General features: G+C 45.0%; 16 protein-coding genes. 3 read left to right on the top strand and 13 right to left on the bottom strand.

Annotation, left to right across the window (positions count from 1 at the left end; translation table 11 throughout):
* Window positions 1-11: 11 nt before the first annotated feature.
* Both ACS8E3_RS08530 and ACS8E3_RS08525 read left to right on the top strand, forming a co-directional pair.
* Complete coding sequence (locus ACS8E3_RS08530; protein ID WP_439243226.1) at window positions 12-569, top strand: DUF924 family protein; 558 nt, start codon at window positions 12-14, stop codon at window positions 567-569.
* A gap of 42 nt (window positions 570-611) precedes the next feature.
* Complete coding sequence (locus tag ACS8E3_RS08525; protein WP_439243224.1) at window positions 612-980, top strand: DUF488 domain-containing protein; 369 nt, start codon at window positions 612-614, stop codon at window positions 978-980.
* A gap of 85 nt (window positions 981-1,065) precedes the next feature.
* On the opposite strand, the gene cysE is transcribed toward ACS8E3_RS08525, so the two are convergent.
* The 10 genes from cysE to ACS8E3_RS08475 form a co-directional block, all read right to left on the bottom strand.
* Entirely contained in the window at window positions 1,066-2,001 is a 936-nt protein-coding gene (cysE, locus tag ACS8E3_RS08520) for a serine O-acetyltransferase (protein WP_439243222.1), read from the bottom strand.
* A 195-nt stretch (window positions 2,002-2,196) separates the two neighbouring features.
* Window positions 2,197-2,640 (bottom strand): YtoQ family protein, encoded by a 444-nt coding sequence (locus tag ACS8E3_RS08515; protein WP_439243220.1) that lies wholly within the window; start codon window positions 2,638-2,640, stop codon window positions 2,197-2,199.
* Between the two features lie 28 nt (window positions 2,641-2,668).
* On the bottom strand, window positions 2,669-3,547 hold the full coding sequence (locus tag ACS8E3_RS08510; protein WP_439243218.1) for an RNA methyltransferase: 879 nt from the start codon (window positions 3,545-3,547) through the stop codon (window positions 2,669-2,671).
* A gap of 2 nt (window positions 3,548-3,549) precedes the next feature.
* Complete coding sequence (locus ACS8E3_RS08505; RefSeq protein ID WP_439243216.1) at window positions 3,550-3,948, bottom strand: Hpt domain-containing protein; 399 nt, start codon at window positions 3,946-3,948, stop codon at window positions 3,550-3,552.
* Window positions 3,949-4,029: 81 nt separating this feature from the next.
* A complete protein-coding gene (gene dnaE / locus ACS8E3_RS08500) occupies window positions 4,030-7,716 on the bottom strand; it encodes a DNA polymerase III subunit alpha (RefSeq protein WP_439243214.1) in 3,687 nt (1,228 codons plus the stop codon).
* Window positions 7,717-8,050: 334 nt separating this feature from the next.
* A complete protein-coding gene (locus ACS8E3_RS08495) occupies window positions 8,051-9,499 on the bottom strand; it encodes an alanine/glycine:cation symporter family protein (protein ID WP_439243212.1) in 1,449 nt (482 codons plus the stop codon).
* A 105-nt stretch (window positions 9,500-9,604) separates the two neighbouring features.
* A complete protein-coding gene (locus ACS8E3_RS08490) occupies window positions 9,605-11,101 on the bottom strand; it encodes an aldehyde dehydrogenase (protein WP_439243210.1) in 1,497 nt (498 codons plus the stop codon).
* A 119-nt stretch (window positions 11,102-11,220) separates the two neighbouring features.
* Window positions 11,221-12,087 (bottom strand): 4-hydroxy-tetrahydrodipicolinate synthase, encoded by an 867-nt coding sequence (gene dapA, locus ACS8E3_RS08485; RefSeq protein WP_439243208.1) that lies wholly within the window; start codon window positions 12,085-12,087, stop codon window positions 11,221-11,223.
* Window positions 12,088-12,234: 147 nt separating this feature from the next.
* Window positions 12,235-13,491, bottom strand: coding sequence for an NAD(P)/FAD-dependent oxidoreductase (locus ACS8E3_RS08480; protein ID WP_439243206.1), 1,257 nt, complete (start codon window positions 13,489-13,491; stop codon window positions 12,235-12,237).
* A gap of 67 nt (window positions 13,492-13,558) precedes the next feature.
* Entirely contained in the window at window positions 13,559-14,545 is a 987-nt protein-coding gene (locus tag ACS8E3_RS08475) for a proline racemase family protein (protein WP_439243204.1), read from the bottom strand.
* A 315-nt stretch (window positions 14,546-14,860) separates the two neighbouring features.
* Here ACS8E3_RS08475 and ACS8E3_RS08470 point away from each other — a divergent pair, with 315 nt between their 5' ends.
* Complete coding sequence (locus tag ACS8E3_RS08470) at window positions 14,861-15,667, top strand: helix-turn-helix domain-containing protein (protein WP_439243202.1); 807 nt, start codon at window positions 14,861-14,863, stop codon at window positions 15,665-15,667.
* 13 nt (window positions 15,668-15,680) lie between these two features.
* On the opposite strand, the gene ggt is transcribed toward ACS8E3_RS08470, so the two are convergent.
* The 3 genes from ggt to ACS8E3_RS08455 all read right to left on the bottom strand — a co-directional run bounded on the left by ggt (window position 15,681) and on the right by ACS8E3_RS08455 (window position 21,624).
* Window positions 15,681-17,612 (bottom strand): gamma-glutamyltransferase, encoded by a 1,932-nt coding sequence (ggt, locus tag ACS8E3_RS08465; protein WP_439243200.1) that lies wholly within the window; start codon window positions 17,610-17,612, stop codon window positions 15,681-15,683.
* A gap of 103 nt (window positions 17,613-17,715) precedes the next feature.
* Window positions 17,716-18,897 (bottom strand): patatin-like phospholipase family protein, encoded by a 1,182-nt coding sequence (locus ACS8E3_RS08460; RefSeq protein ID WP_439243199.1) that lies wholly within the window; start codon window positions 18,895-18,897, stop codon window positions 17,716-17,718.
* A 6-nt stretch (window positions 18,898-18,903) separates the two neighbouring features.
* The gene (locus tag ACS8E3_RS08455) at window positions 18,904-21,624 is read right to left on the bottom strand and encodes an alpha/beta fold hydrolase (RefSeq protein WP_439243197.1); all 2,721 of its coding nucleotides are present in this window, start codon (window positions 21,622-21,624) and stop codon (window positions 18,904-18,906) included.
* Window positions 21,625-21,731: the final 107 nt, after the last annotated feature.

The following is a 21,731-nucleotide window of genomic DNA, read 5'->3' as shown; positions in this document are numbered from 1 at the left end:
AGAGGGACTCTGTGAACAACGCTTATCATACATACCATGAAATACTAGAGTTTTGTTTTGATGAGGTAGGCAGTCAACAGTTTTTTGAAAAAGATTTAAGTTTCGATAAATTGCTACAGAAGCGCTTTGGCGGCATACTTGCGCAAGCCTCGGTAGCTGAATTTCATAATTGGCGCAGCAGTCCAAATGGCCGTTTAGCCGAGATTATCGTATTAGACCAGTTTTCACGAAATATCTACCGCGATACAGCAGCAGCTTTTGCGCAAGATGGCATGGCATTAGTGTTAGCGCAAGAGGCGGTAGCGGCTAATGATTTGCAGCATCTACAAACGGTAGAGGAGCGTAAATTCTTATTGATGCCTTATATGCATAGCGAGTCTAAGGTTATCCATGAACAAGCGATACCGTTATTTGAAAAGTATACGAATTCAGAGACAGTACACGCTGAAATCAAACATAAAGTGATTATAGATCGTTTTGGTCGCTATCCACACCGTAATGACATTTTAGAGCGAACGTCTAGCGCTGAAGAAATAGAGTTTTTAACGCAACCGAATTCATCATTTTAAAGGTTCAAATAGAGGTAGTATTCTAAAAAGGAGTGATCCCTTATGTATGATATAAAAATACGAAGAGCTTATAGCGAAAAAGGTAGGGACGACGGCTATCGTATACTAGTCGATCGTTTATGGCCTAGGGGTATCAAAAAAGAAGAGTTAAGCTTTAGTTGGTGGCCAAAGGAGCTAGCCCCATCTGAAGATTTGCGAGAGTGGTTCGATCATGATGCGAATAAGTTTAACGATTTCAAAAAAGCTTATAAAAAAGAATTGGCAGAGAATGAGCTTAAAAATGAGCTAATGGATAAAGTAAAAACACAGCTGAAAAAACACAATGTCACTTTAGTCTATGGCGCAAAGGACGAAGAGCATAATCAAGCAGTGGTACTAAAAGAGTGGCTTGATAATGAATTAAAAAAGTAAAGTATTGATGTCTACTTATCAATATTTAATAAAAAGTGAGGAGTGAGTTATAGCTCACTCTTCACTTAGCTGATCAAACCTATGACTATTTCTCAGGCGTAGCCGCTTGATCCATATCACCTTGATCGATGACATCGATATCTTCTAAACACAGCTTATCGTACTCTTTTTGACAAAAGTCAGGATCTATTTTGCACATGGCCTTCTGTAATTGGTCTAAGCGGGTTTCAGACTGCTGAATGTGCTCAAGCATTTTGGCAAAAGCTTCAGCAACAGGATCTTGTGATGAGGGATCGATACCATAAGCTTGAAACGCGGTATCACGAGCCGAGCTTGTAGCCTTGTCGGGACTAAGGTCCTTTTGTGGTGCTTTTGCTTGCTGATTATCAGTGATAATGCCTTTCGCTGCTTTTTCTTGTTGTTTAGAGTCATTGATTTTTGCAACGATCGGGTTGCCTTTTTCGTCATGATACTCAGAGATCATACGCGCGGCACTACCGACCATCGTTGCGTTGGCAGGAACGGGCTTGACTACTACTGCATTCGAGCCAATCTTAGCGTTCTTGCCGACTGCGAATGGCCCTAATACTTTTGCGCCAGCGCCAACGGTGACGCCGTCTTCCAAAGTAGGATGACGTTTACCGTTATTTTGTGAGACCCCGCCCAGAGTCACCCCGTGGTATAAAGTGACGTCATTGCCAATCTCAGCAGTCTCGCCAATCACTACGCCCACACCATGATCGATAAAAAAGCGTTTACCAATTCTAGCGGCAGGATGAATCTCAATACCAGTCACGATACGTGAGCCGTAGGATATCACGCGCGCGGCGAGTTTTTGCTCATGATTCCATAAGTAATGGGCGCCGCGGTGTAGTATCAAAGCATGAATACCAGGATAAGTTAGAATAACTTCTAAGCTATTGCGAGCGGCAGGGTCACGCTTAAAGACAGCTTCGATGTCTTCTTTGAGGTCTTTTTTGGCCGTCTTGAGCGATTTAAGTAGGGTAGATGGCGATGGCATAACGCGTCCTATCATATTCTTTGATTACATACTGAATTAAACTGCTTGCTTATAGTTTTTAGTTATAGCAGCTTTGCCTTACAAAATATAGCTCTAAGCCATAAATAACAACAGATTAGCAAATAATGTAGGTTTATTAACTAAAAGCAGAATTATATGAATTCTGCTTAGTGTCTTACTTTTAATGACGACTGCTTAAGTATTGCTAGTGGTATATTTAAGGATTTCGACAATTTGTTCTGGGGTCTGTGCCCATGCCATAGCGGCCGCGTCGACTTCTTTTAGCGGATGAATAATATCATCGTTGTGTAGAGTGATGTACGGCTTGCCTAAAGCGGCGCAAAAGCCGGCATCAAAGGCTGCGTTCCACTGCTTGTATTTATCACCAAAGCGAATGATGGCAATATCACAGTTCTGAATTAAGGTTTTAGTGCGAATGGAGTTGACCTTAGACGACTGATGATCGCGCCAAAATTGCTTGTCGTTCTCACCCAGTACATCACCCGCAGCATCGCTAGCGTCGTGATCAGTCACGGCCGAGGTGAATTCAATATTTAGGCCATGATCTTTTGCACCTTGCATGATTTGCTCGCGCCAGTCTGTGTGAATCTCACCAGATAAGTAAACTGTCCAATTCATAATGAACTCCATTTAGTTTTCTATAAGGTTAGTAATCCTTTGAGAGTTTAGCTATCAAAGCACTCAATAGCTGATATTCTTTTTGGTCAAGCTGCAGACGTGAGCCCAGTCGCGATAGACGTGCTGGCAGTGATCTTAAGTGATCACTATCAGCGAGATTAAGTGCCACCATCAGTTCAGTACTGCGCTGAGTGAGCTTTTGTAATTGCTGCTGAGTGATAGCGGGCTCATCCCATTGCTGACGGATAAAAGTATTGACTAAGGAGGCGGCAGCTTGGTCCTCGTCATCACTGCTCTTATCAATGAGCTTAGGATTAGCACTCGCTTTATGAGTTTGCGCATAGGCAAAGATAAAGCTAGCGATGACTTGCACCGCTGAGGCGACATTGAGCACCGGGTAGTCAGGATTGGCATCGATTTGGATATGAAAATCGGCAAAGGCCAGCTCCTCATTGGTTAGGCCACGATCTTCACGACCAAAGAGGATTGCAATCTTAGGTTGGCTTGCTGCTGATAGCTTGGATTGAGTACCAATATCCGTTTGCGCATCAATAAACTCTAACATGATTTTAGCCGCCTGCACGGGGGTCACCACGGGACGCGGAAGATGACGACTACGACTACTAGCGGCAAACACTAACTGACAATCGCCAATCGCTTCTTCTAAAGTGGGTGCGATGTGAGCGGCTGCCAATATTTCACTACCACCTGCTGCGTGGGAGACACTAGTTTCATCTATTGGCAGCTTAGGATCGACGACAGTTAAATGAGATAAACCCATAGTATGCATGGCCCGCGCTGCTGAACCGATATTGGCAGGTAGGGTAGTATTGACCATCACGACTTGCAGGCAGGATAAATAATCGCTAACTTTTAGGACGCCGGATGCAGAAGGAGTGGACGTCATATCTATAACCCTAAACGTTGGTTGATCTCTTGTTCGACGTCCAAAAGTGCGGTTGACAAGCGCGTAATTAGCTCACTTTGGTTGCTAATCTGCTGCCTACGACAAGCGCTCTCTAGCTGCTCGCTGAGCGTTACTAACTGCGTAGCGCCTAGGGTAGCACTAGCCCCCTTTAAGGCATGGGCGAACTCAAAGCCATTGGCATTATCATTATTGACTTGCGCCGCTTGCATCAGCACAATTCGCTGTTTGCTATCGTCAATAAAGGTTTGTACTAAATCGACAAAGTCCTCTTCTAGTAAGTCGCGCATCTCCTCGAATTGAGCATCATCGATGATGACTTGAGGGAGACTATTGAAGCTATCGCCAATGGTGTTAATATTTTTGTACTCAGCATCAGTCATGATAAAAAGGTCCAATAAGGGTATAAAGGTTACTTAAGTTGAATTTACTAACGGCCAATACTACCATTAGCAGTGCAAATATTAGTTGTAATGAAAATGCAGGTTATCCTCACTAATCATCGTCTTTAGCTGCTGTAGATTATCATCATTAGGATAGACACGCCAATGCTCTGATAAACCGACATTCGCAATGCCATAATCGGCGTAAACGCTGAGACCAAGAGGCGTACAGTTATCGTTCATGACGCTGTCATTATAAGTGAAATTATCTTCATCACCATTAGCAGTATGAGACTCTAAAGCCATAAGATCATTGCCCTCTTCATCATATAAGCTTGCGCCCATAGCGCTATCATAGTAGTTTTGAGCGTCGCCCTCTAGCTCATCATCTTCGCCATAATGAGACAGTCTTGGCGCTGGGATGATGTCAGCTTGTGCCGATTTTAATAAAGGCTGCAGGCGGGCCAGAAGTTTGAGGTCTTCATGGTGCACTTTGATACTGATTTTTTTTAGCCAGCGCAGACGCGCATCGACCATCGTCATCGCATTATCAAGGCGAGCGAATAGGCGTCCATCACGCTCACGGATACTGCCTTTGATGATGACCACTTCATCGACTTTTAGCTGCTCTTTGACGCGATTGAAACGCTCAGCATAACAGCTGACTTCAAGCCGTGAGGTACCGTCATCTAAAGTAATGACATGGCGATTACCGAAGTTTGCCATGTCGATAATAAGACCCGCGAAGTAACAGCTACCGTTATAACCAGTGTCGGTGAGTTTGTTGAGCCGCGTCCCTGAAGTGTAGCGTTTGAGCTCATCTAAATACTCATTAATCGGGTGACCGGTAAGATAAAGGCCTAAAGTATTCTTCTCGGCTTTTAGGCGATGCTTATCGCCCCAAATCAGTTCAGGGGTCATTTTCAGCGGCGGCGCAGCAACCACGCTGTCCATCTCACCGAACAAATCCATCATACCAAGCTCGCCATTTTTGCGGTCTTGTTCAGCGGCTTGCACTGCACTTGGCAATTGACTCATCAATGCCCCGCGTATCTCGTAAGCAGCATCGTCTGGCAGGTCAGGTCGCAACGTGGCAGCAAAGTCATCAAAGCAGCCGGCACTAACCAAAGCTTCAAGCGTGCGCTTATTAACTTTTTTAATATCGACGCGGCGACAAAAGTCGTATAAGTCGGTAAAAGGTCCATCAAGGCGACGCGCTTCGACAATAGATTCAACCGCGCCTTCACCGACGCCTTTGATTGCACCTAAGCCATAGATGATATTGGTCGGGGTATCAGCGACAAAATGCCAAGCGCTGCGATTAACCGAAGGATTAATGACGGTTAAGCCAAAGTTCTCGCGGCAATCATTGATAAAGAACACCACGTTATCGGTGTTGTTCATATCTGAGGTGAGTACCGCTGCCATAAATTCGCTTGGATAGTAGCGCTTAAGATAAGCGGTCTGATAAGCGAGCACCCCATAAGCGGCAGAATGCGAGCGGTTAAAACCATAACCGGCGAACTTCTCCATCAAGTCGAAAACACCGCCTGAGGTGACCTCATCGATACCCTGATCGGTGGCACCAGTGACAAAGATATCGCGCTGTTTGGCCATCTCTTCAGGTTTCTTTTTACCCATAGCTCGGCGCAGCATATCTGCGCCGCCGAGACTGTAACCGGCCATCACCTGCGAGATCTGCATCACTTGCTCTTGATAGACAATAACGCCATTGGTATTTTGCAGTATCGGTTCAAGATTGGGATGATCGTAGATGACTTCTTCGCGGCCATGCTTACGGTCGATATACATCTCTACCATGCCAGCATCGAGAGGACCGGGACGGTAGAGGGCGCACATCGCGATCACATCTTCGATATTCGTTGGTTGCAACTTGGCTAGGTACTTTTTCATACCCATACTCTCAAGCTGAAACACGGCGGTAGTTTTGGCATCTTGCAGTAGTTTATAGGCTTTGCTATCGTCTAGTGGCAAATCTTCTAATACTAAAACTTCTTTACCTTCACGAGCGCGGCGCTCATTGATGTTTTTCACCGCCGCATCGATGACAGTTAAGTTACGCAGTCCCAGAAAGTCAAACTTCACTAGTCCGACATCTTCAACATCATCTTTATCAAACTGACTGACACGGTGACCCTCGTCATCACAATAAATCGCGCTAAAATCGGTGATCCTATGCGGAGCGATGAGTACGCCGCCGGCATGCTTACCGACGTTACGGCACACGCCTTCAAGCTTAATCGCCATCTCCCAGATCTCAATGGCATCTTCATAATCCATATTATCAGGGTTAGAGATTAAGTCTTTGAGCTGCGGCTCTTGCTCTAGCGCTTGGCTGAGAGTGATGCCAGGCGTTTTAGGGATGAGCTTAGAGATTTTGTTGGCTAAAAAGTACGACTTGCTTTGTACTCGCGCCACGTCACGCACCACCGCTTTGGCCGCCATAGTACCGAAGGTGATGATTTGCGAGACTGCCTCACGGCCATAAGTTTGCGCTACATAATCGATGACGCGGTCGCGCCCTTCAATACAAAAGTCAATATCGAAATCCGGCATCGATACCCGCTCGGGGTTCAAAAAACGCTCAAACAATAAATCATAATGAATGGGATCAAGATCAGTAATGTTCAGTGCATAGGCCACTAAGGAGCCGGCACCAGAGCCACGCCCCGGACCGACAGGCACGCCGTTGGCTTTTGCCCAGCGGATAAAGTCCATAACGATTAAGAAGTAACCAGGAAAGCCCATCGATAAGATAATACCTAGCTCATATTCTAAGCGCTCATCGTACTGCTTACGAAAGTCACTCCAGCTCTCATTACGCTCGACAACAGGAAACAGCTTGTCCAGTCGGTGCTCAAGACCGCGCTGCGACTCAGCCCGAAAAAACGACTCGATGGTTTCGCCCTCAGGCACAGGAAAATCAGGCAACACGTTAATACCGAGGGTTAAGGTAACGTTACAACGCGTCGCTAAGCGCATAGTGTTATCGATAACTTGCGGAATATCAGCGAACAGCTGCTGCATTTGTGCTTGAGTTTTTAGGTACTGCTCATCAGAGTAATTTCGTGGACGATTGGCATCTGCTAAGACGTAAGAGCCGGCAATACACACGCGCGCTTCATGAGCATCGAAGTCCTCTTGCTGTAAAAAACGCACGTCGTTGTGAGCAACTAGGGCAATACGATGCTTAGCGCCAGCATGAATAGCCGCTTGAATAAACGCGTCTTCGCCGCTGCGATTGGTACGTTTTATTGCAAAGTATAGGCGATCGGCAAACTTGGCCTGCCATTCAATAAGGAGCTCATCCGCGCGCTCTGGCATAGAGCCAATCAGCGCCTGTCCGACATCAGATTTTTCGGTAAATAAGACAATGACGCCTGCAGCATGAGCAAGGATATCGCTACGCTTGACGATAGGGGTGCCGTGATTGGCAGGATCAGCGCGGCCTTCGGTGAAGCCTAGCGAGACGATGCGAGTAATGTTTTGATAACCTTCATTATCCAAAGCTAGCAACGTCAGTCTCGTGTCCTCATTATCCATGATGACTTCGCTGCCGATGATAGGTTTGATGCCAGCATTTAAACAGCCACGATAAAACTTCACCGTGGCATAAAGGTTGGATAAATCGGTCAATGCCAGCGCTTGCTGACCATCTGCCACCGCCGCCTTGATTAGTGGCTTGATACGCACGATAGAATCGGTAATAGAATATTCGCTATGAATGCCGAGGTGTACAAATGCCATAGAGTACTCTTAAAGAAGCCAGGTGAGAAAGCGGGTTGGAGATAAGCCAAGGGTATTATTTTGTTATTGTTTTTTTTCACGCCGTGATGATTTTTATGAAAAATAATGCTTATTATCAAGCATTTAATCCATAAAAAATACTGTCAATAAAATGGCAGTGCTCTCTATATCAGCCGCTAATGATAGCATTGTTTGGCGCTGACAGCCACATTTTCAAGCGTTATTGCTGCAGTGAGAGTAACGGATAATAATTTGTCATTCAATAAAAAATCTTCTAAACCATTAAGATATAGAAGATTTTTTATTGGATAATTAAGAATGAGACTGTTATGGATTAACGTTTATCATATTTATCGCTATACTCTATCCAAAAATCAGCATTTTCAATACCTACCTTCCTAGGATCAAAGACAGGATCGAGTCCCAGCTTCTTTTGTTCGTCGTAATCTTTCAGAACTTTTAAAGCGGTTTTACTGAGCAACAAGATAGCTATGAAGTTAAGATAACACATGCTACCGAAGCCAATATCACCTAGCGCCCACATCACGCCGACTGATTGCATACTGCCAGTGAAGCAAATAACTAAAAATACTATTTTTAATACAGTTTTTAAAACAGGGTAGCGCAGTTTTTGATCTAGATAAACGAGTGTAGTCTCAGCGATATAGTAATAAGCAATTAAACAGGTAAAGGCAAATAAGAAAATGGCGATAGCGACAAAGGCACTACCATATTGGCTAAATACAGTTGAGACCGCAGCTTGAGTAAATGCAGTTCCAGCTGCAACGCCTGGCATGTTTTCGACTAATACCATACCTTCTGCAGGAATGACGTTGTACATACCAGTAGATAGTATCATCAAGGCAGTAGCAGTACAGACCAGAACCGTATCGACGTAGATAGAAAAGCTTTGTACTAAACCTTGTTTGGCAGGATGAGATACTTCTGCAGCAGCGGAGCCGAAGGTTGCTTCACCTGCGCCTGCTACGTTTGAGAAGACCGCACGGCGTACGCCCCAAGAAATAGCGGTGCCGACAATACCACCAAATACAGCGTCCATACCAAAAGCGCTTTTGAAGATCAGAGCAAACATGGCGGGTAGGTTTGAGGCATTAAAACCTAAGACGACAACCATGAGCAAAATATAGCCAATCGCCATAAAAGGCACTACAGTACCAGCAAAGCTTGCAATACGTTTGATACCGCCAAAGATAATAAAGGCTAGCAGTGCTACGATAATGATACCAGTTGCCATAGGGGGGAGATTAAAGGCGGTATTAAAAGAGTCAGCAATAGTATTTGCTTGTACGCCTGGCACTAGAACACCGTAGGACAAACAGGTCACAGCAGCGACGACAAGAGCAAAAGGCTTCATCTTAAGCCCACGCTCGATATAAAATGGTGAGCCGCCACGATACTGATCATCAACAGTATGCTTATAAACCTGTGCAAGCGTTGATTCAATAAAGGCACTAGCGCCACCGAGCAGGCCCATGACAATCATCCAAAATACGGCGCCTGGCCCACCTGCTGCGATGGCAGTAGCGACTCCAGCAATGTTGCCGACACCGATACGGCCCGACAAAGCCATACTAAAAGCTTGGAAGGAGCTAATGCCTTGGGCTGAAGTTTGTTTGTCAAATAATAGTTTAATCATCTCTTTGAGATAGCGGAACTGCACTCCGCGGGTCATGATGGTGAAATATATACCGACACCGAGTGCTAAATAAACTAACGCATCGCTCCATATATAACCGACGATGGTATTGATAATCGCTTCCATAGTCTTACTTCCTTGTAAGTGTGTGACTAAAGTCTTGGGTTATTCTGATAATAAAAAACACTGTTCAGTCACAACATCAGGTGACATAAAAACCAACTAGGGCTACTAGTTAACCAACCAAATGGTTTTGGTTTGCGCATACTGTGCCAACGCTTCAAGTCCGTTGTCACGACCCCCAAATCCAGATTGCTTATAGCCTCCGAACGGAGTAGTGATATCACCTTCTGAGAAGCCATTAATCGAAACCGTACCGGCTTTAATAGCAGAGGCTACTCGATAAGCGCGTTTGATATTTTGCGTATAAAAAGAGGCTGCCAAGCCGTAATTGGTCTCATTGGCTAATTGAATAGCTTCTTCTTCACTCTCAAAAGTAGTGACCGCTAACAAGGGGCCGAAAACCTCTTCTTTGAACAAAGTCATATCGGCTGTAACCTCATCGAAAATAGTAGGTTCAACATACCAACCGCTACCTAAGTCTTCTCGAATAGAGCCGCCTGCAACGATAGTTGCGCCTTCCTCTTTTGCAGTCTCGAGATAGTGAGAAACTTTATCAAAATGTGCTTTTTCAATCATTGGGCCGATAGCGGTATCGACATCATAAGGTGAACCGACTTTCCATTCTTTAAGTCCCTCTTTTAACTTATCAAGGAGATGCTCTTTTTGGCTGCTATGGACTAATAAACGTGAGCCGCAGCTACAGTTCTCACTCATATTCCAAAAGGCGGCGGATAATATATCGTTAATGGCAGCATCATCAAGCGCAGCATCATCAAAAACAATTTGCGGGCTTTTGCCACCGCACTCTAAGACAATTTCTTTTAAGTTGCTTTGCGCGGCATACTGTAAGAACAAACGTCCGACCTCAGTTGAGCCAGTGAAGGACACCATGTCGACATCCATGTGCTGACCTAAAGCGGCGCCGACATTTTCACCAAGGCCGCAAACCATCTGTAGCGCCTCTTTTGGTACGCCTGCTTCATAGGCAAGTTCGGTTAAACGGTAAGCTGATAATGAGGTTAGCTCAGCAGGTTTAACGATAACGGAGTTACCCATGATGAGAGCAGGAGCGACCTTCCAGGCGTACATTTGCGCAGGGAAGTTCCATGGTAATACCGCACCGACGACACCGATTGGCTCTTGGACGATGAGTCCTAAAGCATCGTTACCTGTCGGGGCGACTTTACCAAAGATCTTGTCGGCGGCTTCGGCATACCATTCAAAAGTTTCGACAGTCGCTGGCATGTCCGTGTTCAAGCATTCAGTAATCGGCTTGCCAGCATCAACACAGTCTAAAGCTGCTAGCTCTTCAAAATGTTCATGCATTAGGCTACACCAACGCTGCATGATGGCTTTACGTTCTGCAGGCGCTAGACGGCGCCATTCTCCATTTTCAAAACTATCGCGCGCCACTTTTACAGCGGCATCGACATCATCGGCAGTACCAGAGGCAATCTGACCGATCACGCTATTATCAATTGGAGTAGTATTGTCCAAAGTCGCTTCTGACAAGTCGTCAGCGGCTATTAGATGTCCCGCCCACAGCTTTTGCTGCTTGGCTTGCTCAAATACTTGTTCTTTAGTGAGTTGTTCTTTAACGGTCATTTTTTTAATCCTTGTCGGCTAAGCTTGATAACGTAGGTTTGAAAGCTTAGGTTTCAATTTTGAATAAGGCATCAAACTTAGCGTTAATTATGCTTAATATTTTTTTACTAAACGGAGTACTATTTAGACAACAGTGCTAGAAACTCTTCTTTTTCATCAGTTGGCATGTCAGTTAACGGCACACGTACTGAGCCAACATCCATGCTGCCTTTTAAGCAGCCCGCTTTAGCTTTTTGGTTATAGTTGCCAGATTCCATAGAGTGGATAGCAGGATAAATCTCACTCATGATTTTTTTGGCTTTATCCCAATCGCCTTGTTGGGTCGCATTAAAGAGTGCTACTTGTTCTGCCGGAAAAACGTTCGCTGCACCGGCTATCCAGCTTTTCGCGCCCCAAAAGAAGAAATCAACAGGCTGGTCATCACAGCCGCAAACCACTTCAAAATTATCAAAATCAGCTTGCAGCATACGCAGCGCATGACTAAAGTCGCCGCTACTTTCTTTGACGCCGGCGATATTAGGATGTTTGGCTAAATGGGCGACCGTCTCAAACTCGATGCTAACGCCGACCCGATCAGGGAAGTTATACATGATGATAGGTAGCTCGCTGGCGTCGGCGACTTTTTCAAAGTGAGCAATTACGCCATCTTGCTCAGGTAAGCTATAAGGGGTGGCAGATAGCATCAGCCCGTCATAGCCTAACTCTTTAGCTTGCTTAGCGAGTTCGATAGAGTGATCCGTTGATAAACTATTGATGCCAGCGATTAAGGTGACCTTATCTTTAGCAGCTTTAGCGATCGTGGTTAAGACCAGCTCGCGCTCTGCTTCTGAAAAGGTGTAATACTCGCCCGTAGTACCACAAGCAACGATGCCGGAAACGCCTTTATCGATAAAGGCTTCAACGAGCTTGGTTAGCTTTTGCGCATCAACGTCGCCATTGTTGTCAAAAGGAGTAACGATCGGGACTAAAATTCCATTTATGTTCATGAGACTATCCTTATTAATAGTGGTTTTCTTAATGATGATTGAATCAGCTGTGATTCAATGACGAGTAAACTGCTTGGTTGTTTAATTGAAATCATAGGATCAAATATGAGGGTTTTAGCACAACGTTTTTTATTAGTATTGATACTATTAAGGCCCTCTCTTAAAACGCTGAAGCTTATAAGGTTTTGGGTCAATAGTATGGGGTTCGTCAAAATAGTACTCTGCAATCATCTGCGCACTGACGACTGCTTGCGTTAAACCCAAATGCTGATGACCAAAGTTCAAAAATACCCGCTCAATTTTATCGATGACTGGTAGCGAGTCTGCTGTCGATGGCCGAAATCCCATCCACGGCATGCTGTCTTCTGTATTTAAGGGCGCTTTGAGCATAGGCTGCGCTTGTTGTAACAGCATTTGGGCGCGCTGCATATTGGCAGGAGCTTCAAGCCCTGCGTACTCCACAGTGCCAGCTAGGCGCAGACCTTCTTGCATCGGAGTCATGATGAAACGTCTATCCATACTTGATACAGGTATCTGCAAACGCTGGCGCTCACAGGGGAGCATCAAGTGATAACCGCGCTCGGTATCTAAGGGAATGTTTACCCCTGTGAGCTGCTTGGCCAAATTTTTAGAGTGTGCGCCTGCAGATAACATGACTTTGGATACTGAGATATCACCTTGACTGGTTTTCAGGTGGATACCCTCTATGTTTAGGCTGGCTTCAAGCACTCGGCAGTGCTCAATGATATGACCACCTAATTGTCTAAAAGTGTCTGTCAACTGGTTAATGACCGCTTTTAAATTGGTGATATGTCCCGTATCAGGGAAAAATAATGCATTGAGCTGGTTGTCCTGTAAGGCGGGCTCACGTGCTAACAACTCTTGTTTGTTTAGTAATTCGTTGATCACACCAATATCATTAAGGCGTTTGCCATGCGCAATTAGAGGCGCAACGCTGCTTTGCTTCTCGACCGTTAATAATGAACCTTTTATCTGCACCCAGTCGTTTAGCTGCCATTGAGTGCTAAAGTCTTGCCAAGATTGCAGGCTGTGTTGGTTTAAGTTTAATAAGGCTTGATGGATGCGCTCAAAGGGCTCAGCGCGCATGTTCATCAAAAGCTGCATGGCCCATGGCATTAAGCGCGGAAGGTAACGCCAATCTAGGCGTAGCGTCCCTGCTGGATTAAAGAGCATAGCTGGAATATGGCGCAGCATACTGGCATCAGCAATAGGAAATACTTGTTCTGTGGCAATATGTCCAGCATTACCCATTGAAGCGCCTTGTCCTATCTCGTTTGCTTCAAGTAATGCAACCTTTAGGCCTCGCGCTTGCAACGTTACTGCAGTAGCTAAGCCAATAATGCCGCCGCCAATAATATGTAAGTCGAAGTCTGAGGTATTCATAAATATTCTCGATTGTACTTAAATAATGCTACGCGCTTATAGTTGCCAGCTTACTGAATTCAAGCGACTAAGCTGGTATGCCCCATTTAAAAGGGTCATCTGCTTGAACGATAAGTGTGGTCTCAGCACAAACATAAGCGTGGCCGCAAATCGTCGGAATAATAGTGTTTACAGGATAGGTCGTCGCAGAGGTGCTTTTGAGGTCAGTGGCATACTGGTAGCTGCCGGTAAATACGCTACCAACAACGCCTTGCTGTCGCCATAACTGCTTAGGTTCCAGACGATTATCATCAGCTAGACAGGCAAGTTTGGCACTAGTACCGGTGCCGCAAGGTGAGCGGTCATAGGCTGAACCTGGACACAATACAAAGTTTTTGCTATCTACTTGGGCATTATTGCTATCAGCGAAAAGCTCAATATGATCAATCTCGCCACCATTTTCGCCTGTAATATTAGCAGCGACTAAAGCTTGCTTAATCTGCAGAGTAACTTGAGTTAACTCTTTTACATTATTGGCCTGAATATTCTGCCCGTGCTCACTAACCAAAAAGAACCAATTACCACCCCATGCGATATCGCCACGGATAAGCCCTAGCCCCGGAACTTGCACTTCGACTTGTTTTTTATAACGATAAGAGGGGACGTTTTGGACGCTGCAGCTACCATCATCATGAAGTGTGGCTTGAACCAGGCCTACTGGAGTCTCAAGCCAATGGACGCCAGCCGTAATTTGTTGTTGATACGCTAAAGAGGCAATGACGCCAATGGTGCCATGTCCGCACATACCCAAATAACCAGCATTGTTAAAAAAGATAACGCCTGCTGTGGCTTTAGGATCAGATGTAGGAAGGAGTAGCGCACCGACAAGGACATCATTGCCGCGTGGCTCTAGAATGATACTTTGACGCAGATGGTCGAAGTTTTGTTTGAAATAATGCAGCTTATCTTGAATGGTGTCACCGACAAGGTCAGGGAAGCCGTCATAAACCATACGGGTAGGCTCACCGCCAGTATGAGAGTCAATAATTTTGAAATTAAATAGTGTAGAAGTCATGACCGACGTCCTAATTCATCCGTGAAAAACTTATATTCCGTATGACCTAATATTTAAGGTCTATATACAGAATGGACTTTTTTAAATCAGTCGTCTTGCTGTTTTTTTAAGAAAGAATGCGCATTCCTGCATAGTGTAACGGTGTACACTATAAGAGAGTTTATCTAAAAGTCGCCAAGATTTAGTAATCGTTAAAAAGACCTATACAAGCTATTTTATGACCACTGAATGTTTGCTTTGATAGGTATGATTCTGAAACTAGCAAGAAAATAATGGTAAAAAAACAAGATGTAATTGATGCGACAAGGAGGACGTATGATTGCTGGAACAGTAGAGGAAACAACAACGCTGGCGATGTCATTACAGCAAAGTATGGAAAGTATGGTTAGTTATTATCCAGATAATAGCGCTGCATTTGTTGGTAACGTCTCACTATTATTACCTCTGCTCGATACCTTGACCAATGTTGTGTTCTTTGTGAAGGACGAAAGAGCACGTTATCAGCTAGCGAATAGAACTCTATTGAAACGCTGTAAGTTAGATAAAAGGGAAGATATTATTGGCTTCACTACTGAGCAGGTGTTTTCTCATCGGCAGAGTAAAGATTATATTTTGCAAGATATGAAAGTGTTGCAAGAAGGGAAGTCAATCGTTGATGATTTAGAACTACATAGCTATGCATCCGGTCAGTTGGGGTGGTGTATTACCAACAAACTGCCTATTTATAATCTACAAAAACAGATAATCGCAATGGTAGGTATATCGGTCGATATCGATGAAGATAACGAGCGCATTTTACGTAAACATGCGCGCTTAGCTGAAGTGGCACAGTTTGTACGAGCGCATCTTGATCAGAAGATTACTATAGTGCAGCTAGCAGAGCTGGCTAATTTGAGTGTATCGCAGTTGGAGCGTACCTTTAAAGCTGTGCTAAATATGTCACCATTACAGTTTGTACAAAAGCTACGACTTGAGCAAGCGATCAAACTATTAGCGCTACCAGAGACGTCTATTACTCAAATATCATTAAACTGCGGCTATAGCGATCATAGTGCTTTTAGCCGCCAGTTTAAACAGTTCACAGGGATGTCACCCACTCAGTTTCGCGAAACGTATTTATAAATATATAGCTAAGCTAATACCCAACCACCGCCGCATCGACAATCCTAGGATCAGAAGCACCATAAATCCCAGTGGGTGTGAGCATAATAGACTGCGTCGAGCCCATGGTGTCCTTAGGGCTGACTTTGTGACCCATAGATTCTAGCTTTTTGACCGTATCGATATTCAGGGCTTTCTCAACACGAATCTCATCGGGCAGCCATTGATCATGAATACGCGGCGCATGCGTGGCCTCAGCGATATTCATATCGTGGTCGATGACATTAGATATGATTTGGGTGACGGTAGTAATAATACGGCTACCACCCGGACTGCCGGTGACGATATAGGGCTTATTATCTTTGAATACTAAGGTTGGGCTCATAGAAGATAAAGGACGCTTGCCAGCTTCAACGGCATTGGCTTCACCGCCTATGAGTCCATAAGCGTTTGAAGTGCCAGGCTTAGCAGAGAAGTCGTCCATCTCATTATTTAATAGAATACCTGTGCCCTCAGCGACAAGGCCTGTGCCATAAGAGAAGTTCAGCGTATAAGTATTTGCCACCGCATTGCCAGCTTTATCGACGATGGAGAAATGGGTGGTTTGATCGCTCTCATAGGGCAGCGGGTTATTGGCCCTAATACTAGCTGCTGGCGTGGCTTTATTTACATCTATTAAATTGCGTAGTTTATTGGCGTAAGGACGCGCGGTAAGCCCGCTAGTCGGTACATCGACAAAGTCAGAATCACCCAGATATTCTGCACGATCGGCATAAGCCAATTGCATTGCCTCGCTCATTAAATGAATCGTTTGTGCGCTATTTTGTCCATAGTCTTTTAGCGGATAGCCTTCTAGGATATTCAATATCTGTACGATGTGAATGCCACCAGAGGACGGCGGCGGCATAGAGACAATCTCATAACCGCGATAATTGCCTTTGACAGGCTCACGCGCGATAGCCTCATAATTCGCTAAGTCCTGTAAGCTCATAGCGCCGCCAGCCGCGTTGACCGCTTTCACAATTTTGCTTGCAGTATCTCCCTTATAAAAACCATCAGCGCCTTTATCGGCGATAAGTTTGAGCGCGCGCGCAAGCTGTGGCTGACGCAAACGCTCACCGGGCTGATAGGTACTGCCATCAGCCTTAAAGAATATCTTTTTAGTACTCGGCCACTTTTGTAGCCGTTCTTTTAGCGCCTCTAATGATTCCGACAAGCCCACTGTGACTTCAATGCCGTCAGAAGCTAGTGCAATCGCTGGTGCCATGACTTGCTGGCGGGTCATCGTACCATGATCTTCTAAAGCCTTGAGTAGTCCGGCTACCGTTCCCGGCACGCCAACCGCTAAACCGTGATAACGCGACAAATCGCTGACTGCTTCGCCGTCATTATCCAAATACATATCACTCGTAGCGCTACTGGGCGCTTTTTCGCGGTAATCAAGGGCAATGGTTTGGTCTTGCTTAGCATCATAAATCATCATAAAGCCGCCGCCGCCAATATTGCCAGCACGCGGTAAGGTAACCGCTAGAGCAAAACCAACGGCTACCGCTGCATCAACGGCATTGCCACCATCTTTTAGAATTTGCAGACCAATATCGGAGGCTAGCGCTTCTTGGCTAGCCACCATGCCATTTTTGGCCCATAAAGGATGCTGAATGGCCGAGCTTGAATAGATAGCTTGGTCAGCTTGGGTTGTAGCAGGAGACGATAAAGCGTTGGTTGCAGCGTTTGACTTGGCTAGGGTTACGCGCTGAGTCTCCGATACTAGCGTTGGCGCCTCAGTCATAATCGCTAGATTAATCGCGTTGGTGTTGAGGGAAGTATTATTAATCACAGCTTGGCTTGTTTCCGCGGCGTGAGCGGATACTGCTAGCAAGAGGGTACTACTCAGCAGTAAAGTAGCCTTGTTAAAATTGGCTTTCTTGGCTTTAGAGTGATTTTTGGCTTTTGTAGCAGATAGCATCGTAACGTCCTTTTAACGAGGTAGAGTAAATATTCCAATTAACGGTAGAGTGATATCAGTTCAAAATGAGGAAACGCTTTAGTCAGGATTGGATAAAAAGTAACTAAACCAAAGCATTCGATTGCAAATACTCAAGCGTACGCTGATAACCATAGCGCCATTGGGCCTGCATTTGCTGTACGAACTTATCGTAATCAGCATGGATGAGATCAAGTCGCCCTTGTCGTATATTAAGTCTTTTGCACACATATTGACCGGCTAGAGCTTTACCATTATCAGCGAATGGCAACCAATGAACCTTATTTTGCTCAGTATTCTTAAAAGATAAAACCTCATCGAGTCGCTCATTGGGGTCAAAGCCAAAAATACGCTGAATAGCAGGTGCCGCTAGTACTTTATCGTAGCGGCTTTTGGTTTCAGCGAATACGGTATTTCCAAACTGGCTGGCTAGCTCAATAGGAGTCAAATCGATGACACCGCCTAAGCTCCAACCCACATCTTCAATAAACGTCGGCTGTAGATAATACATATCTGCCATCGACGCTCTAACCGCTTGCGTGATATCCCAATCCGTGACGAGATAAATATCTTGCATAATACGCCTAGGAGCATAGCGATGGGTAGGGCAAGATAAAGTCTGCTTATCGATATGAGCGAATAGGCTAGCAGGAGCAAACAGCACTTCTTGTAATTCGGCGGCAAGCTGCAGATCTTTTGCTTGAGGCGTTTTTCTCAGCGAATTCTCTACTGGAGTAATACGGCTGGCAATAATCGCGATATCAGGATGATTATTAGCATAATTAATAGGATTAAAGGTTGGTTTTAGTTTAGTTAGCTCTGTGAGCCAATCCGCCTCATTAGCAATCTCAAACATAGCATAATTATTGAGCTCGGCTAACAGCTCATCGTGATTTTCCCGCTGATGTAGTTTGAATAATCGAGTGGCTTGTTTTGATAGTGCTAAACGTTTTAGCCCTTGATAAAAATAGCTGGGTTTTTGTTGTTTTGAGATTAGTGCAAAGTTTTGCCGATGCTGGCTGGCTTGCACTACTTTATAGAGCGCCTTACTCTCGAGCAAAAGCTTTAGATCTTGTGGATCTGGGGCGATATCGACGAGGAGACTTGCCAAACTACCGCCGCAAGTGGCTAGTATCAAGTTAGGCTTTAAGTGATGCTTACATAGAGCCGCGTAACTGCCTAGATAGTAGCCAAACTTATAACCGCCGCCTGAGAATAGCTGTACGCGGTTATAAGGTTTCACTTGAAAGGAGGTATCGTTATTCATCGAGGGTTAATCGACTTTGACAGCTAAAGAAACCGTAAAAATACCGAAGCGATCGATGCGCATATCGAGCTTTTTAAAGCCTGCCTGCAAGACTAGCTGATCCATCTCTGCCTGCGAGCGGCAGCGCATCACCCAGTGACTACCGCGATGATTGTTTAAGGTTTTGCTAATAAATTCTTGCTCAGGATGCCAAGGCTGATTGGTATAAAGTAAATAACCGTTAGGCGCTAAACTGTTATTTATACCTTCTAGTGCAGTACTAATTAAGGTATTGTCGGAGAATAATTCAAACACGCCTGAAGCGATCGCTACATCGAAGCGGTTTGATGAGCTATTTTTTGCGTCATTGACTTGATAGCCTTTATAGCTGGCGTCATTAAAAGCGTCTTTTTGTAGCGTATTGACCCGATCATCAAAGCCTAATTTGACCGCCTTGTCAGCGATAACTTTTACGTTGTGCGCGTCATAATCCCGCATTTCAGCTTGCAGTTGCTCATACTCTTGTAATAAATCAAATACGTAATAACCATTACCACTAGCAATATCGAGGATAGTTAACGTTGAATGATTGTTTTTGGTTTCGCTGTTTGTGCTAGTGGTTTGCATACGTTGGTCAAGAGCGAATCGTCCAAGCTCTAACAAATGCTGACGGCGAATACGAATCCCTTGCCAACCGATATTGTTTAAATAGAACTTATCGACCGCTTTGCCAAAAGCATTGCTGCCTTTTGGCTCATTGGCATACACCTTATCAAGCGAGCTGCCAGAATCAAAACCATGCTCAAGACCAGTGGCAATGGCATCGCTGACATGACCGAATTTTTGCATAGCAAAGCGAGTAATCGCAAAGCTTGGGTTAAACGGCTTAATTGCGAGACGATCGACTTTATCTTTACTAGCGCTATTGATATGAGCGGCAGATAAGTCCACTTCATCGGCGCTGTTAGCGAATAAGCTGTCGGCAAAATCGATACAATCATCGAAGATATCGACTTTATTAGTCTCATGAAATATCGCATGAAAGCTATCAGGGTATAGCTGCCAGCGCTTATTAGGCGAGCTTAACTGCTCATAAAAGCTGCGTTCTGCTTGCTTATCTACTACGTAATCTTTGCCCGCGCATAAGATAAAAGTTGGCGCAGTAATAGCGCCAGCATCGTCAAGCAGGCGCTGACCTGTCGCATGGGTATCGATTAATAAATCGCTAGAGATCGAACCGGAAATCAGCGGGTCCGCGTTATAAGCCGCTTGCGCGTCTTTATCGTGGGTCAGTACTTGCGCTTTCACATAGCTAGATACTCTAGACATCAGACCAAACTTACGCGCGACCTTGAGTGCCGGAATAGCAAACGGAATATAGAGACGAATACTGAGCGCCGGCGTGCCCAGGATCATACCGCGAATATTTGGCGCATAATCATGCACCCAAGCTGCGGCTAATACTGCGCCTATGCTGCTTGCGACAATAATAGTATCTTCGAGTGCAATACCAGTTTGGGCGATAACTAACTCGATAAAGTCGTTTAGGTCACGCTCAAGCTCCGTGACGCTATCAGCATGATCTTTGATACCGCCTGAGCGTCCATTACCGCGCGCATCCCAAGCAAACACTTGATAGCCTGACTGCGCAAAGCGCTCTGCTAATTCTGTTAAACGTCCCGAATGCTCGTGACCTCGGTGCAAGAGTATGACTTGCTTTTGCTCAGACTGCTGTTGCTGTTTCGATTGATTAGCCAATTGTACTAATGGCTGAGTTAACCAATAGCGATAATAGAGCGCTGTACCGTCATAAGCATTAAAGCAGCTTTGCTCAGCGATAATGTTAGCCGATAAATTTGCGCTATTGGTTGATTCTTTAACAGGGCTGTTTTTAGTTTTATTTTTAATAGGTTTGGCTGGCATGTTGACGCGTCCTTGTGAGCGAACAGTATTAATGGCCTCGACAGATTTGGCTATTGGTGGCGGATGATAGTACGTGAAGTAATGCTGAGCGATAAAGGCGAGACGATTAAACGAGGTCTTGATGAGTAATAGCTGATTTAGCCAAAGAATGGGCCTTATATAGCCAATATTAAGCTGACGATAACCTCTAAAATTAACGCGAGGCTTATCAATTGCCATAAAAACCCCAATAGCGCCTAACTCCAAGGCTCGGTCACTTTTACCCAAAGGTCCATGATTGGCGCGCTCACCAGTTGTCAGATGGGCGCTGATAGCGATTAGTTCCGTTAGTGTACTTAAGCCATTAATCAGCTTTAGATGAGCGTGATTTGAGAGTTTCGCGGGATGGAAGATTTTTGGATGCTGTAAAGTGGTGGACTCAAGATATAGTTTCTTGCCAGTAGAGGCAGGTAAATGTGAAGACAAACTCGCTATTAATAAATAGTCTGACAGAATATCACCACCTTCATTGAGCACCGCTCCTAAGGTTGAGGCCTGCTGATGCTCTCTTGCCATCATGCCATCGATAGCGTTGAGTGCCATACGCACTAACAGTGCCAAGGGCAATATGAGCCAGGCACGCGCATTTTGCTCGCTATGGTCGCTACCTACTAGAGTTTTATTACCTGCCTGCGGCGGTATGTTTGCAATCACATAAGCGCTACCCGCACTAAGTACAATAGCGCTAACGGTCACTTGATTGGCGCTTACTCCAGAGCTGACCAATTTATCACTGATGGGCCGCAGTTGATTTTGAAATTGAGTCTTTAGCTGATATATGGACATAGTCAATAAGGCTCGGATAAGAAGAACGAAGTTATTATTGTACCGGTAAGAAGAGATATAAAAGTATTAACAAATCCTATCACACCCATAGAGCTGTGAGATAAATA

Origin of the sequence: Psychrobacter sp. 2Y5, from assembly GCF_051847375.1 — a bacterium.
Classification (GTDB): Bacteria; Pseudomonadota; Gammaproteobacteria; order Pseudomonadales; family Moraxellaceae; genus Psychrobacter.
Note: the sequence above shows the minus strand (reverse complement) of the source record. Positions and strands in the feature narration are given on the sequence as shown.